General features: G+C 61.2%; 12 protein-coding genes. 2 read left to right on the forward strand and 10 right to left on the reverse strand.

Going from position 1 to position 14,852, the window contains the following annotated elements; translation table 11 throughout:
• Nucleotides 1-58: 58 nt before the first annotated feature.
• Together kdsA and J7U39_RS09565 are read right to left on the reverse strand one after the other, a co-directional pair.
• Nucleotides 59-904, reverse strand: coding sequence for a 3-deoxy-8-phosphooctulonate synthase (gene kdsA / locus J7U39_RS09560; protein ID WP_210631502.1), 846 nt, complete (start codon nucleotides 902-904; stop codon nucleotides 59-61).
• Nucleotides 901-1,797 (reverse strand): VOC family protein, encoded by an 897-nt coding sequence (locus J7U39_RS09565; protein ID WP_210631503.1) that lies wholly within the window; start codon nucleotides 1,795-1,797, stop codon nucleotides 901-903. The genes kdsA and J7U39_RS09565 overlap by 4 nt, the downstream gene beginning before the upstream one ends.
• Nucleotides 1,798-1,992: 195 nt before the next feature.
• Here J7U39_RS09565 and lexA point away from each other — a divergent pair, with 195 nt between their 5' ends.
• A complete protein-coding gene (gene lexA / locus J7U39_RS09570) occupies nucleotides 1,993-2,712 on the forward strand; it encodes a transcriptional repressor LexA (RefSeq protein WP_210631504.1) in 720 nt (239 codons plus the stop codon).
• On the opposite strand, the gene J7U39_RS09575 is transcribed toward lexA, so the two are convergent.
• Nucleotides 2,693-5,125 carry a ComEC/Rec2 family competence protein gene (locus J7U39_RS09575; RefSeq protein ID WP_210631505.1) on the reverse strand — a complete coding sequence of 811 codons (2,433 nt, stop codon included), beginning with the start codon at nucleotides 5,123-5,125 and terminating at the stop codon, nucleotides 2,693-2,695. The two genes, lexA and J7U39_RS09575, sit on opposite strands and share 20 nt — an antisense overlap.
• 291 nt (nucleotides 5,126-5,416) lie before the next feature.
• On the opposite strand from J7U39_RS09575, the gene gltA reads away from it, so the two are divergent.
• Entirely contained in the window at nucleotides 5,417-6,706 is a 1,290-nt protein-coding gene (gene gltA / locus J7U39_RS09580) for a citrate synthase (protein ID WP_126921050.1), read from the forward strand.
• Between the two features lie 27 nt (nucleotides 6,707-6,733).
• On the opposite strand, the gene lpxB is transcribed toward gltA, so the two are convergent.
• The 7 genes from lpxB to rseP all read right to left on the reverse strand — a co-directional run bounded on the left by lpxB (nucleotide 6,734) and on the right by rseP (nucleotide 14,844).
• Nucleotides 6,734-7,903 (reverse strand): lipid-A-disaccharide synthase, encoded by a 1,170-nt coding sequence (gene lpxB, locus J7U39_RS09585; protein WP_210631506.1) that lies wholly within the window; start codon nucleotides 7,901-7,903, stop codon nucleotides 6,734-6,736.
• On the reverse strand, nucleotides 7,900-8,781 hold the full coding sequence (locus tag J7U39_RS09590; protein WP_210631507.1) for an LpxI family protein: 882 nt from the start codon (nucleotides 8,779-8,781) through the stop codon (nucleotides 7,900-7,902). Before J7U39_RS09590 ends, lpxB begins: the two co-directional genes overlap by 4 nt.
• A 3-nt stretch (nucleotides 8,782-8,784) precedes the next feature.
• On the reverse strand, nucleotides 8,785-9,603 hold the full coding sequence (gene lpxA, locus J7U39_RS09595) for an acyl-ACP--UDP-N-acetylglucosamine O-acyltransferase (RefSeq protein ID WP_210631508.1): 819 nt from the start codon (nucleotides 9,601-9,603) through the stop codon (nucleotides 8,785-8,787).
• Nucleotides 9,600-10,067 (reverse strand): 3-hydroxyacyl-ACP dehydratase FabZ, encoded by a 468-nt coding sequence (gene fabZ, locus J7U39_RS09600; protein WP_210631509.1) that lies wholly within the window; start codon nucleotides 10,065-10,067, stop codon nucleotides 9,600-9,602. Before fabZ ends, lpxA begins: the two co-directional genes overlap by 4 nt.
• Nucleotides 10,060-11,124, reverse strand: coding sequence for a UDP-3-O-(3-hydroxymyristoyl)glucosamine N-acyltransferase (gene lpxD / locus J7U39_RS09605; protein WP_210631510.1), 1,065 nt, complete (start codon nucleotides 11,122-11,124; stop codon nucleotides 10,060-10,062). The genes fabZ and lpxD overlap by 8 nt, the downstream gene beginning before the upstream one ends.
• 50 nt (nucleotides 11,125-11,174) lie before the next feature.
• On the reverse strand, nucleotides 11,175-13,514 hold the full coding sequence (gene bamA, locus J7U39_RS09610) for an outer membrane protein assembly factor BamA (protein ID WP_210631511.1): 2,340 nt from the start codon (nucleotides 13,512-13,514) through the stop codon (nucleotides 11,175-11,177).
• 202 nt (nucleotides 13,515-13,716) lie between these two features.
• Nucleotides 13,717-14,844, reverse strand: a complete 1,128-nt coding sequence (gene rseP, locus J7U39_RS09615) for an RIP metalloprotease RseP (protein WP_210631512.1) — start codon at nucleotides 14,842-14,844, stop codon at nucleotides 13,717-13,719.
• Nucleotides 14,845-14,852: the final 8 nt, after the last annotated feature.

Below are 14,852 nucleotides of genomic sequence, written 5' to 3' on the forward strand. Positions count from 1 at the left end.
GCCTCCGAACCAGCATTCCGTCGTGGCCTAAACCACGAACATGTCAGCTTGTTGAACGTCAGGACTTGGCGATCGCATCGAAGGCAAGCAGCTTCTCGAGCAGTCGCGGCATGTCCTTGAGATAAACCATATTCGGGCCATCGGACGGCGCGTTGTCGGGGTCCTGATGGGTTTCGAGGAAGACGCCGGCAATTCCCGTCGCCACTGCCGCGCGCGCCAGCGTTTCCACGAACTCGCGCTGGCCGCCGGAGGAATCGCCCTGCCCGCCCGGCTGAGCGACGGAATGCGTCGCGTCGAAGATGACGGGAGCGCCCATCGCCGCCATAATCGGCAGCGAGCGCATGTCGGAGACCAGCGTATTGTAGCCGAAGGAAGCGCCACGCTCGCACAAGAGCACATTCGGATTGCCGCTGGCGTTGAGCTTCTTCAGGACGTTCTTCATGTCCCAGGGGGCGAGGAACTGGCCCTTCTTGACATTGACGGCACGGCCGGTCCTTGCGGCGGCGATCAGTAGGTCGGTCTGACGGCAGAGGAAGGCCGGGATCTGCAGGACATCGACCACCTTGGCCACCTCGGCGCATTGCTCGGCCGTATGGACGTCGGTTATGACCGGAAAGCCGAATTCCTTCTTGAGGTCGGCAAAGACCTCCATGCCCTTTTCCAGGCCGATGCCGCGCTCGGCCGAGAGCGAGGTGCGGTTGGCCTTGTCGAAGGAGCTTTTGTAGACAAGACCCATGCCAAGCTTTGCGCAAAGCTCCTTCAGCGTGCCGGCGACCATGAAGGCGTGGTCCCGGTTCTCCATCTGACAGGGGCCGGCAATCAGCGACAGGCGGGCGGTATTGGAAAAGGTGACCTGACCTTCGCCTTCGCCGATCCTGACTTCGGAATTCGTGTCGGTGCTCATCGTGTTTCCTCGAAGGCGAAGAGCGCACCCTGCCCGGGCGTAGACTTCACCAGAATGCGATTGTTCTTGCGCGTGAATGTGATCCCGTTAGCACCCAAATGCGCTTCTGTCACGGCAAGATCGGCGACGGTGAAGAGGATTACCCGGCCGCGCAGACCACGATCGGCGGATGAGACGGCAAGCTCGAAATAGGCCTCCAGCCCTTCGGGCGTCATCAGGCTGATCTTCGCATTTGATGCCGCGATATTCACGCCGAAACCGGTTTTCTCCGCCGCCGCCTGCCCTATCGCAAGCCCGACGAAGGCGGCGAATGCCGCCGGGTCCGGCGCACAAAGCGCGATCTCGGCAATGCCGATCACGCCATTGGCATGCGTCTCCAGCGCGGCGCGATCTGTCGGGAAGGAATTGATGCGCTGGCAGGTAAAGAGAAAGAAATCGGGTGCGCGCAGATCAGCTGCAAAGGCCAGCTTGAAGCTGCCGACGGTCTCCGAACCATCCGGCATCCGCATCGGCCGGCTGAATTGCAACATCTCGCCGGCGCTCGCGCCGTTGCTGACGAAGCGCTTATGATCGAGGCCGGCATCCTCGCTGAGGAAGGCCAGCGCAGACAATCCCTCCTCGCCGCAGCGGAAGCGGAAGGCGCGATTGCGGGCGATGAAGACATTGCCGTGGCGGGCCGCTGCCTCGCTCTCCTCGACGCTCGCCACGCCAAGCGGCTCCAGATAGGTCTTGTCGGCGAAAAAGACGCAGGCATTCTCCGTTCCGAAGGGATGGCGCCCATCGGCGGCGACGGTGAAACCGAGCTTGCCGAGCCTCTCACGCGCCAGATCGATATTGACCACCGGCAGCACGACGTGATCCAGCGGATGCGACTTGGCGGAATGCGCGTTCATGATATCCTCCTGAAAGGGGCAAAGATGTGCGACAGCCCCTCCCCGAATGCAAGCGATGTGCGCCAATCCCGTCGAATGAAATTAAAAATCTCGACGAGTTGGCCCGAAGTTTTACGGAAATTTAGCTACTTGCGGAACACATATGGAACATATAGTGTCTGTTCTGGATTTGTTTCAATCAGGGGTCTGACGTCGATGCTCACGCGCAAACAACAGGAGCTTCTCCTTTTCATTCATGAGCGCATGAAGGAATCCGGCGTCCCTCCCTCCTTCGACGAAATGAAGGATGCCCTGGATCTCGCCTCGAAATCCGGCATTCACCGCCTGATCACGGCGCTCGAGGAGCGCGGCTTCATTCGCCGCCTACCGAATCGCGCCCGGGCGCTTGAAGTGATCAAGCTTCCGGAGGCCTATAACCCCAGCCTGCAACAGCGCCGCGGTTTTTCGCCGAGCGTCATCGAGGGCAGCCTCGGCAAACCCCAGCCGGTCGCCGCCCCCGCTGCCGCAAAGCCGGTCGCCGACAACGGCAACTCTGTCTCCGTGCCGGTCATGGGAAGAATCGCCGCCGGCGTTCCGATCTCGGCGATCCAGAACAACACGCATGACATCGTCATTCCCGCGGACATGCTTGGCTCCGGTGAGCACTACGCGCTGGAGGTCAAGGGCGATTCGATGATCGACGCCGGCATCTTCGACGGCGACACCGTGATCATCCGCAACGGCAGCACCGCAAGTCCCGGCGACATCGTCGTTGCCCTCGTCGACGACGAGGAAGCAACGCTGAAACGCTTCCGCCGGAAGGGCGCCTCGATCGCGTTGGAAGCCGCCAACCCGGCTTACGAGACCCGGATTTTCGGGCCGGACCGCGTCAAGGTGCAGGGCAAGCTCGTCGGCCTCATTCGCCGTTATCACTGACAGCAGCCGGACCGGATTCGGTAAAACTGTCTTTGCGCCAATCATAGGCGCGATGGCGCATCCATGGCCGCGATAGCGCCTCGAATGCGGTTGCGACCTGCAGGCCGGCATCGGCGAAGCGCAATTCGACGGAACCGGTCCTGCGGAGCGTCTCGCCGGTGAAGAGCGTCCCGCCTGAACGGCAGCTGTTGAAACGCAGGCGGACCGAGGTCACGACGATATCGGCCGTATCGCAGGCCGGGCCGAGATAGGCGGCATTGTCGATGACGGTGACGATATGGCCATTGCCGAGTCGTGATGTGCACCACGCCTTCTTGACGCAGGAAAACCGGTTTGCTTCACCGCCTGCTGCGGCTGCCCGCATCGCTGCGCTCGCTTCGTTCTGCTGATCGCGGGAAAGCCTGACTCGGCGGTCTTCTCCTTCCGGCGGGATAGCCGGACCATCCAGCATCTTCGGTGGAACATGTGTCGGCAGGACCAGCGCTCGCTGCCACTGGTCGAAGATGAAATCCGGCGGGTTTTCACGGTTGGACGCGATTGCCTCAGCCGCAACGACCGCAACCAGACCACCATCCTCCGAAATCACCAGATCCGGCGGGCGGGGAGCCGGCAGCAGCAGTACGGTGAGTGTCGAGACGGCGATGATGGATGTGCCGACATGGCGCAGCCGGGTGCGCAGCAGCGTCAGCAGCAGAAAGCCTGCCACCGCCACTGCGAAATACCAGGCGGGCAAGCGGCCGATGCCGATATCGCCGCCCCAGCCGGACACCGTCTTGGCAACCGCAATCACCAGATCGAGGCCGAATCCGACCACCGTCCAGAGCGGAGCATCCAGCCCGAAGGGCATGAGCAGCATCGCCAGCAGCCCGGCCGGCATGACGATGAAGGAGATGATCGGCATCGTCGCAAGGTTTGCCGGCAGGCCGTAAGCCGTCAGGCGATGAAAATGCTCGATCGAAAACAGGGCGGTGGAAAAACCGCCGATCAGCGAGGTCAGGAAGACGCCGCCGAAGAAACCGGCGACGACAACCACCGGCCTGATGATCGGCAATTTCAGGAAAGCGTTTTCACGGACACGCCTGTCCTTCCACAGCTGATAGCCCGATACCAAAGCCAATGTCGCGGCAAAGGACATCTGAAAGCTCGGTCCCAATACTTCCGAAGGTGAAATGGCGATGATGATGAGCGCAGAGAGAACGACATTGCGCAGGCTGATCGACGGCCGATCGAAGAAGACGGCAATCAGCATGATGGTCATCATGATAAAAGCGCGCTCGGCCGAAACCCCGAAACCGGAGATCAGGTAATAGGCGGTGACGGCCATGAGCGCACCGGCGGCGGCGATCTTCTTTGTCGGATAGGCTTGGGCGACGCCGGGAAAGAGGCAGAGCAGCATGCGGAAGCCGACGAAGAAGATGCCGGCCGACAGCGCCATGTTGAGGCCCGAGATCGCGACGATATGGGCAAGGCCGGACTGGCGCAGCGCCTCCGTCGTCGTCTTCGAGATGGCGCGCCGTTCATCCGTCACCAGAGCAGCGGCAAAAGCGCCGGTATCGCCGGGCAGGATCGATCTTATGCGGTCGCCGATGCTGCTGCGCAGCCGGTAGAGCCATTCGAGCAGAGCGTCCGACGTCGAGCTGGCCGCCTGCGGGCCTGCCTCCAAGTCGAGTTTCTCCGGCGCACCATAGAAGAAACCGTTGGCACCGATGCCGTCGAAATAGGCACCGAAGGAGAAGTCGTTGAGCCCGGGAAGTGCGGGGCCCGCCGGCGGTGTCAGCCGTGCCTTGCCGGTGATGATGTCGCCGATTTCGAAAGGCGCATCGGCGCCCCGGACGATCGCGGTGATGCGTCTCGGCGGCCGTTTCAGCTCCGGAGCCTCGGTGCCGGTGACGGCAAGAATGTAGCGCCAGCGCCCGCGGCCGTCCCCTTCCCGCCGTTCGACACGGCCGGTCACGGTCGTCGTCACGGATGAATCGAGGATCACCGTCGAAGCCCGCCAGCTCTCAAACTGAGCCGAGAGCATGCCGCCGGCGAAAAGTGCCAGCGCCATCAAACTTGCGCGCAAGGCCGGCCGGCTGGGACCGGTGAGGAAAACCGCGGCCGCCGACACCAGCAAGCAGAGCAGCGATGGAACGAGGGGCAAATCCGATGCCGCAAGAAACCAGAAGGCCGAGCCGGCTCCGAGGAAGACCGGCGAGAACAGCAGCATTCGGCCATGATCGGCCTCTTCGCCCAGCATGCAGGCTCCGGCAGGCAGCGATTGCCGGGCGGCGGCCAGCAGCCGATGACGCAACGGGGTCTGCGACTGCGTCCTTACCGATTGAGTCACCACCGCAGGCGCAGGAAAATTCGGCGGATCGGCAAGGCCGGCGCCCACTTGCGGCCGCAATTCGGCTGTCGTCTGTTCCTGCATGCGCCGCCCAAAATGACCCCCGCGAAGTCGCCAGAATGCAACCTTCACGCAAATCCGGCAAGAATAATCGGTTGAAATACGAAGGAAAAACCAAAGAAGCAAAAGGCAAGTCGAATCATCGGCTTCCGTTATGCGTGCGGCTCATCGCTGCGGTGCCTAAAAGGTGATGCCGCAATGCACAAAATGCCATCACGGTAACTTGGCATTAGCGTCACGATCATATAGCTATCGGAAAGGACGCTTAACCCCTATGGCGCTTTTGTGGCGCCACCGACATTTCGGAGGATCAGCATGACGGATCAAAGCGCTACAATAAAAATCGGTGACAAATCAGTCGACCTCGCCGTTAAAAGCGGCACGATCGGCCCGAGCGTCATCGACATCGGTGCCCTCTACAAGAACACCGCTTCCTTCACTTACGATCCGGGCTTCACCTCGACCGCATCCTGTGAATCCAAAATCACCTATATCGACGGTGACGAAGGTGTGCTGCTGCACCGCGGCTATCCAATCGAGCAGCTTGCCGAGCACGGCGACTTCCTCGAGGTCTGCTACCTCCTGCTCTACGGCGAACTGCCGACGGCCGCGCAGAAGAAGGACTTCGACTATCGCGTCACGCACCACACGATGGTGCATGAGCAGATGAGCCGCTTCTTCACCGGCTTCCGCCGTGATGCGCATCCGATGGCTGTGATGTGCGGCTGTGTCGGCGCCCTGTCGGCCTTCTATCACGACTCCACAGACATCACCGATCCGCACCAGCGCATGGTCGCCAGCCTGCGCATGATCGCCAAGATGCCGACGCTTGCCGCCATGGCCTACAAGTATCATATCGGCCAGCCCTTCGTTTACCCGAAGAACGACCTCGACTATGCGTCGAACTTCCTGCGCATGTGCTTTGCCGTCCCCTGCGAGGAATATGTGGTCAATCCGGTGCTTGCCCGCGCCATGGACCGCATCTTCATCCTGCATGCCGATCACGAGCAGAACGCTTCGACCTCGACCGTCCGTCTCGCCGGTTCGTCGGGCGCCAATCCGTTCGCCTGCATCGCTGCCGGCATCGCCTGCCTCTGGGGCCCCGCCCATGGCGGCGCCAACGAAGCGGCTCTCAACATGCTGACAGAAATCGGCACCGTTGACCGCATTCCGGAATATGTCGCCCGCGCCAAGGACAAGAACGATCCGTTCCGGCTGATGGGCTTCGGCCACCGCGTCTATAAGAACTACGATCCGCGCGCCAAGATCATGCAGAAGACGACGCATGAAGTGCTTGGCGAACTCGGCATCAAGGACGATCCGTTGCTGGAAGTTGCGATGGAGCTGGAGCGCATTGCGCTCACCGACGAATATTTCATCGAGAAGAAGCTCTATCCCAATATCGACTTCTATTCCGGCATCACGCTGAAGGCGCTGGGCTTCCCCACCACCATGTTCACCGTGCTCTTCGCGCTTGCCCGCACCGTCGGCTGGATCGCCCAGTGGAACGAGATGATCGAGGATCCGGAACAGCGCATCGGCCGTCCGCGCCAGCTCTATGTCGGCGAACCGAAGCGCGACTACATCCCGGTTTCGAAGCGCTGATCGCTTCAGAGCTCAAAAGAAACCCGGTCAGGAATGGCCGGGTTTTTTCTTGTTCAAAACGTCGAGAAGGATTTCGGCGGCCTGTTCGCCGGGCGGCTTTTCCGTCTGCATGCGCTGCCAGATGAGCTCGTAGCCTTCCTTCATCGCCTTAAGCTGATAGGTGTCGGCCGACAGCCTTTCCATCCAGCGCGCAAGGCTTGCACCGCGAACGACATCGTTCAGATATTCCGGCACGACCGGGTAATCGGCGATCAGGTTCGGCAGCGCACCGGTCCAGGTCTTGATGCCCGATGTCAGCATGCGCATGATCCAGTCGACCTTGTAGGCGGAGACGACGGGAACGTCGGCAAGGGCGAGTTCGAGAATAACGGTTCCGGACGCCGCCATGGCCGCATCGGCCTCGGCAAAGGCCTTCCATTTTGCTTGCGCGCCGACGACGATTTCCGGCTTTACCGCCCACGCCGCCGTGATTTCGCGGACAAGCGCTTGCCTGTGCGTCACCGTCGGCAGAATGAAGCGTGTCGGCCCATTGCGGGCGACGAGTTCATTCGCGGCGATCTCGAAGTAAGGCAGAAGCTTCTGGATCTCGGAGGAGCGCGAGCCGGGAAGAAGCAGGATCGGACCGTTACCTGGCTGCCTTCCCAGGCGCAGGCGACGTGTCTCCAGCAGCGCTGGGTCGGCGACCAGACGATGCCCGACGTAGGTCGTCGCCGGCCCATTGAGGCGCTGCATGGCTGCCGGTTCAAAGGGCAGGACGGCAAGCACGTGATCGACATAGGCGAGCATGCGCGTGGCGCGATATTCCTTCCAGGCCCAGACGCTCGGACAGACGTAATTGACGACCGGCAGATCGGGCAACGCGGTGCGCACGCGCTTGGCGACGCGATGGGTGAAATCGGGACTGTCGATGATGACAAGGATATCCGGCTTTGCGGCGACGATCTCAGCCGTGGTTTGACGGATCAGGCCAAACAGCCTTGGCAGCCGGCTCAGCACCTGGGTGATGCCCATGATCGACAGCTCGGAAAAATCGAACAGGGATTTCAACCCCTCCGCCTGCAGCCCCTCGCCGCCAACGCCGACAAGCTCCACCGGCCCGCTGTAAATCCGCTTCAGCGCCGCGATGAGATCGGCGCCAAGCAGATCGCCCGACACTTCCCCGGCAATGACGGCGATCTTCAGCGGCGCTCCGTTCATTCGAGCCCCCATGCCGGCAGACCACGATCGATGCCGCAGACGAACAACCCAGCCTCGTCGGCGGCGCTGATGACCGCGGTCCGATCAAGCACCAGCGAGCGACCGGCCTCGATTGCGATGCCGGCAAGGCCGGCTTTCGCAGCGTTCAGGATTGTGGCAACGCCGATCGCCGGCAGGTCAGCGCGAATGTCCTGTTGCGGCTTGCAGAGCTTGACGAGCACGCCGCGGCGGCGCGGCGAAATCCGTCCGGCGGTCCTGAGGCCGGCAACACGGTCCAGCATCTCATCTGTGCCCTCAAGTCCTTCCAGCGCGACAACGCGCCCGCCGATGCTGACTGCACCCTGCCCGACATCCAGCCGGCCAAGCGTCTCGGCGGCATCGGCGGCTCGGCTGATATCTCGCCGGTCTTCCTCGCCGGGGGCGGCGGCACCAAGCGGGCCAACGGAAGCGAGCAGGTCGGGGGCGATCTCGTGGGCGCCGACGACCCGCCGCCCGTTCCCCTCGATCAACCGGATCACCATCTGCAGAACCGTATCGTCGCCGCCTGAGAGCAATGTGCGAATGGCGGCCGGGACCTTCATCAGAATGCGCAACGTCGGGCGCACCTCGCGCCATTCCGGCCGGCGGCGCACACTTCCCGACATCACCACACGTCCGACGCCATATCGGTTGAAGAGGCCCTCAAGGGCGGCGAAATCGCCGATGCCGATAACGGCGTGATCATAGCCTTCCCAACGTGGATCACTTTCGTCCTTCAGCGCGACGATAACGGGATTTTCGCCAGCCGCGCGCGCGGCTTCGGCGACATAGCAAGGCAGAAGGCCACCGCCGGCGATGATCGCCAACCGGCCCGCAGCGGTGTCGCCTGTTAAAGCCACGGACTAGCCCTTCTGCCCCCGGGTCGGCGAGGACAGTGCGCGGTCGCTGTCGGCTGCAATGAAGTCGAGGATCTGCACCACCTGCTCGCAATCGGCATATTCCTCACGGATCGCGGCGGCGTTTTCGCGCACGGAGCCCGTTCCTTCGAAGATCGCCTTGTAGGCGCGGCGCACCCGGTGGATGACGGCGCGGTCGATGCCGGCCCGCGTCATGCCGACGACGTTGAGGCCGCCCAGCAGACCCGGATTACCGTTCAGCATGCCATAGGGAATGACATCGTAACTCACCGCCGACAGGCCGCCGACGAAGGCGTGGCGGCCGACGCGGGTGAACTGGTGAACAGCCGAGCCGCCGCCCAGGATAACGCGATCCTCGATGACGACATGGCCGGCGAGCATGACGTTGTTCGACATGATCACATGGTTGCCGACCCGGCAGTCGTGCGCGACGTGGGAATTGGCAAGGAAAAGGTTGTTGTCGCCAACGATCGTCTGGCCGCCGAAATCGGCCGTGCCGGTGTTCATCGTCACACCTTCGCGGATCGTGCAATTGGCGCCGACCGTCAGCGTCGTTTCCTCGCCGCCGTGGTGCACGCTCTGCGGATCACCGCCGACCACGGCCATCGGAAAGATGCGCGTGCCTTTGCCGATCACGGTGCGGCCGTTGACGACCGCATGCGCCAGGAGCTCGACATTCGCATGCAGGACAACATGCGGCCCGACATGGCAGAAAGGACCGATTTTGACGCCCTCGCCGATGGTAGCTCCGTCTTCGACGACAGCCATCGGATGGATACGGGCGCTCTCGGCGATATTGCTCATGCCTGATCCTTACGAACGATCATCGCGCCGATATCGGCTTCGGCGACAAGTGCGCCGTCGACCTTGGCGTCGCAATGGAATTTCCAGATATTGCCACGCTGCTTGTGCTTCTTCACGTGGAATTCGACGCGGTCGCCGGGCACGACCGGCTTGCGGAAGCGCGCATTCTCGATGGTCATGAAGTAGACGAGGTTGCCGGTCTGCCCTTCCTTCTTGGCGCAGATGGCGCCCGCCGTCTGCGCCATGCCCTCGATCAGCAAAACCCCGGGCATGATCGGCGCTTCGGGAAAATGGCCGGTGAAATGCGGCTCGTTCACCGTGACGTTCTTGATGCCGATCGCCGCGTTGTCGCCGTCGATCTCGATGATCTTGTCGACCATGAGAAACGGATAGCGATGCGGCAGCAGCTTCATGATTTCGGAAATATCAGCCGAAGAAAGCGTCGTCGTGGCTTCCTCAGTCATCTTGCTTGCCTCCAGGGTTCCTCCCGCGCAACTTGGACTTCGACACCTGTTGCGCGGCCTCTCTCAGATAGTCTTTTAACGGACGTGCAGGGACACCGCCATATTGTCCGCCGGCGGCAAGGTCGGTCATGATACCGCTTTTGGCAGCGATCTGCACGCCGTCACCGATCGTCACATGCCCCTTGATTCCCACCTGGCCGCCGATCTGCACGCCATTGCCGATCTTCGTGCTGCCGGCGATGCCGACCTGCGAAACGATGGCGCAATGGCGGCCGATCTGGACGTTGTGGCCAATCTGGACCTGATTGTCGATTTTTGTCCCCTCGCCGATCACAGTGTCGTCCATGGCGCCGCGGTCGACGGTGGTGTTGGCGCCGATCTCGACATTGTCCTGGATAATCACCCGGCCGATCTGAACGATCTTGATCATGCCGCGCGGCCCCGGTGCATAACCAAAACCATCCTGGCCGATCCGAACGCCATTGTGGAGGATGACGCCATTGCCGATCAGCGCGCAAAGAATGCTCGCTCCAGCCGCAATCGAACAATCCCGGCCGATCTTGACATTCGGGCCAATGACGCTGTTCGCGCCGATGCGCGTTCCCGTCCCGATCTCGGCATGCGCACCAATCACGGCCAACGGTTCGACGATCACGCCCTTTTCAAGTTTGGCGCTCTGATCGATGATCGCGCTCGGAGCAATCTCGCTTTCACCCGAAAGAGCGACCGGACGCAATGCTGCGGGGTAGAACAAGCCTCCCGCCATTGCGAAGGCAGCATGCGGATTGGACGAAAAGATAACCGGAAGATGCGGAGGAACGAGATCGGCAAGCGCTTTGTCGCAGATCACCGCCGAGGCCTCGCATGTCGCAAACTCCTCCCGGTTACGGCGCGACAGGATATAACAGACATCGCCAGCCCGCGCCCGGCTGATGGGGGCGACAGACTTGACGATAACATCGGCATGATCGGAATTGGCGAGTTCTGCCCCAAGAAACTCTGCCAGCTCAGCGAGCCTCAGACCTTCATGGGGCAGAAAAAAACCGTTTTGCTCCATCGGCAATGCTCCAGAACGGAATTGAGTCTTACAGTTCCGGACTGCCGATATCAGAATTGGTTGTTGATGCCAAACTTGAAGTTCTGCGTCTTGTCGAAGTCTTCCTTGAGAACCGGGATTGCGTAATCCAGACGCAATGCACCGAAAGGAGACTGCCAGACGACGCCGACACCGACGGAAGCGCGCAGCGAGGCGTCTTCGCCCTCAATGCCGTCGCCCCTCAGGTCAACGTCGTTGCCGAACAACGTGCCGGCATCGGCGAAGACCGCGCCGCGCAGGTTGAAGTCGCGCGGGAAGCCCGGCATCGGGAACGTCGCTTCGGCCGATGCGGTGAAGTACGTTGTGCCGCCCAGCGGATCGTCGTTGTCACCCCTGACGCGTGGGCCGATACCCTTGTTCTCGAAACCGCGAATGTCGCCATTGGTCAGCGTGAACTGGTCGAAGACATTCAGGTGCTCACCGAAGCCGACGACATAACCCGCCGAGGCCGAAACCGAGCCGATGATATCGGCATCATCAGCAAGCAGGTGGTAGTAGCGGGCCTTGCCGTAGATCTTATAGAACTGCGAGTCGCCACCGAGGCCGGCAATTTCCTGCGTCGCCGTCGCGTAGATGCCTTCGCGCGGCAGAACAGTGTCATCGAGCGTGTTGTAGGTCAGCGTCTGCGAGACGGAGGAACGTGTCCACGGGCTGTCCTCAACGAGGTGCTGATACGGAGCGGACAGATCGGAAAGATCGCTGTTGTCAGCGTCGTACTTCATCTGCTTGTAGTTATAGCGGAAAGTCGTCGCCAGATCTTCGGTGATCGGCGCCGTGACGCGCAGAACGACGCTGGTTTCCTGGTAGTCGTAATTGTCGTTGCTCGACGTTTCACTGTGGTTGACGTCGAAGCCCGCCGCCAGGCGGTAGCCGAGGAAATAGGGTTCGGTGAAGCTGACGCCGTAGGCGCGCGAGCCTTCCTGACCGCCGCCGGCCGAGATGCGGATGTACTGACCGCGGCCAAGGAAGTTCTTTTCTTCGATCGATGCTTCGAGCAGCAGACCGTCGCCGCCGGCGGCATAACCCGCGCCGACACCGAACGAACCGGTCGACTGATCCTGCACGTCGACCACCACCACGACACGATCGGGGGAGCTGCCCGGCTGCGTGGAGATATTGACGGAAGAGAAGTAACCGAGCGCCTCCAGACGACGCTTGGCCTTGGTGATCATCTGCTGATTGAAGGCGTCACCTTCGCTCATGTCAAATTCGCGGCGGATGACGTAGTCGCGCGTACGGCTGTTGCCGCGGATCTCGATGCGCTCCACATAGGCGCGCTCGCCCTGGTCGACGAGATATTCGACGCCGATCGTGTTGTTGTTGAGGTCGCGGTTACCGCGCGGTGTGACGCGCGCAAAGGGATAACCGGCCGACGCAACCTGATCAGAGATCGCTTCGATCGACTTCTGCACTTCCTTGGCGCTATAGACGTGACCTTCCTTCGTGCGCACCAGCGGCAGCAGCTGATCGGAGCCAACACCTTCGACGGTCGACTGGACGGTCACCGGTCCGAAGTCGTAGCGCTGACCTTCCTCGATGTTGAAGGTGAGCGTGTATTTGTTGGTCGCCTCGTCGAAGCTGGCATCGGAAGAGACGATGCGCATGTCGGCATAGCCGCGATTGTAATAGAACTGGCGTAGCGCTTCCTCGTCGGCGTGAAGCTTGTCTTCGTTGTAGACGTCCTTGCGGGTCAGGAACGAAAGGAAGTTCGAACGCTTGGTATTGATGACGGCAGCCAGACGACCGGCGCTGTAGGCATTGTTGCCGACGAAATTGATCGAATCGATCTTGGTGCGATCGCCCTCGTTGATGACAAAGGCGAGATTGACGCGGCCCTCGCCGAGCGGCACCACCTGCGTCGTCACTTCGACTTCGCTGCGGCCGGTGGCGGCATAGGCATCCTTGATCGCCTGGATGTCGGACTGGATCTGCGTGTCGCTGTAAGGACCGGCAGCATGCGTCTGGACGATCGTCGCGAGCTTGTCGTCCTTGATCTTGCGGTTGCCGTTGAAGACGACCTGATTGACGAGCTGGGCCTCCTGGACGTTGACGACGAGCGTGCCGCCGGAAACCGAAATCTTCACATCGGAGAAGTAGCCCGTGCCGTAAAGCTGTTTGACCGAGTTATCGATATCAGTGTTCGAGAAACTCTTGCCCGGCGTGATGGTGAGGTTCGACCGGACAGCTTCCGCGCCGACGCGGCTTGCGCCACGCACATCGATGCGCTGGATGACCGCGGCCTCAGCGGCCGTAGCGGAAACGAACGTCAAAGCACCTGCGCCCGAAGCAACAACACTAGCAGACAGCGCAACCGCCGATACTGCGTTCAAAAACTTTGAACCAGCCTTCATTTCACCTATTACCTTTTTTCCCTCGTCCCCGTCCCCGGGAGAACCCGATTCCGGTCACGTGTGTCGTTTTACCCGCTTTTGACATACAAGCAAGGGAGGGCGTTAATTTCTGTTTACTTCATTTCCAAGCGTGACCCATTCGCCACTACAGCCTTGAAACATCGTAAATAAATAGTAATTCCCTTGCCTTACGCGTTTACCCTCAGCTCAGGGTGATGTCGTTCCAGGTCGTGAAAACCATCAATGTCAATATCATTGCCAGGCCTATACGAAATGCAATTTCCTGGGCCTTGGCACCCAGCGGTTTTCCTCTGACCGCTTCCACCGCATAGAACATCAGGTGGCCACCATCAAGTACCGGAACCGGCATCAGGTTAAGCAATCCTATCGAAACCGACAGCACCGCAGCAAGCTGCAACACTGCCCCCAGGCCAAGCTTCGCCATCTGGCCGGTAGCCTGCGCCACACGGATCGGCCCGCCCAGTTGATCAGCCCGCATTGATCCGCTGAAGATGTTGCCGATATATTTGAAGGTGTCCGTGACGATTTGCCCGCTGGCGATCACGCCCTCACGCAGCGCCTGGAGCGGCGTGTAGGTCTGCAGCCGGAAATTGCCGGAGTTCTTGTCGGTAGCGATGCCGATCTGACCGACTTCCATCTTGTTGCCGAACTGATCGGTCTGGTCGACGCGCTGCGGCACCATCGGCACATCGAGCTTCTGGCCGCCGCGCTCGACTGTGACGACAATCCTCTGGCCGGGGCGCATGCCGACATAGCGGCGCACATCTTCAAACGTCTCGACCTTGCCGCCATCGAGGGCAACCAGGAGGTCGCCGGGAAGGATGCCGGCCGCGGCCGCCGAGCTCTCCGGCTTGACCTCGGCAACGACCGGGTCGGCGATCATGCGGCCATAGACGGTGAAGAGAACAGTGAAGATGGCGATCGCCAGCAGAAAATTGGCGATCGGACCGGCTGCGACAGTCGCGGCACGTTTCCACAGCTTGGCGCCGGCAAAGGAGCGCGCCCTCTCCTCCTCGGACATGGCGGCAAGCTTGTCGCTGTCCGGTTTGCTCGACGCATCCTCGTCGCCGAAGAAGCGGACGTAACCGCCAAGCGGGATCACGGAGATCTTCCAGCGTGTTCCATGACGGTCGGTGAAGCCGAACAGCTCGGGACCGAACCCGACCGAAAAGGCAAGGATACGAATGCCGCTCCAGCGCCCGACAAGGTAATGGCCCATCTCATGCACGAAGACGAGCAGCGAGAGCACCAGGATGAAGGTGACGATGTTCCCCATCACAAATGCGTATAAGCCGGTCATCGCGTCCATGGGTTCCT

This window comes from Rhizobium sp. NLR16a (genome assembly GCF_017948245.1).
Taxonomy (GTDB): domain Bacteria; phylum Pseudomonadota; class Alphaproteobacteria; order Rhizobiales; family Rhizobiaceae; genus Rhizobium.

What these genes read in the sequence shown, in the direction of transcription:
- lpxD (WP_210631510.1), bottom strand. Translation starts at nt 11,124, where the DNA reads ATGGAGCAAAACGGTTTTTTTCTGCCCCATGAAGGTCTGAGGCTCGCT.
- J7U39_RS09565 (WP_210631503.1), bottom strand. Translation starts at nt 1,797, where the DNA reads ATGAACGCGCATTCCGCCAAGTCGCATCCGCTGGATCACGTCGTGCTG.
- lpxA (WP_210631508.1), bottom strand. Translation starts at nt 9,603, where the DNA reads ATGAGCAATATCGCCGAGAGCGCCCGTATCCATCCGATGGCTGTCGTC.
- kdsA (WP_210631502.1), bottom strand. Translation starts at nt 904, where the DNA reads ATGAGCACCGACACGAATTCCGAAGTCAGGATCGGCGAAGGCGAAGGT.
- fabZ (WP_210631509.1), bottom strand. Translation starts at nt 10,067, where the DNA reads ATGACTGAGGAAGCCACGACGACGCTTTCTTCGGCTGATATTTCCGAA.
- lexA (WP_210631504.1), top strand. Translation starts at nt 1,993, where the DNA reads ATGCTCACGCGCAAACAACAGGAGCTTCTCCTTTTCATTCATGAGCGC.
- bamA (WP_210631511.1), bottom strand. Translation starts at nt 13,514, where the DNA reads ATGAAGGCTGGTTCAAAGTTTTTGAACGCAGTATCGGCGGTTGCGCTG.
- J7U39_RS09575 (WP_210631505.1), bottom strand. Translation starts at nt 5,125, where the DNA reads ATGCAGGAACAGACGACAGCCGAATTGCGGCCGCAAGTGGGCGCCGGC.
- rseP (WP_210631512.1), bottom strand. Translation starts at nt 14,844, where the DNA reads ATGGACGCGATGACCGGCTTATACGCATTTGTGATGGGGAACATCGTC.
- lpxB (WP_210631506.1), bottom strand. Translation starts at nt 7,903, where the DNA reads ATGAACGGAGCGCCGCTGAAGATCGCCGTCATTGCCGGGGAAGTGTCG.
- gltA (WP_126921050.1), top strand. Translation starts at nt 5,417, where the DNA reads ATGACGGATCAAAGCGCTACAATAAAAATCGGTGACAAATCAGTCGAC.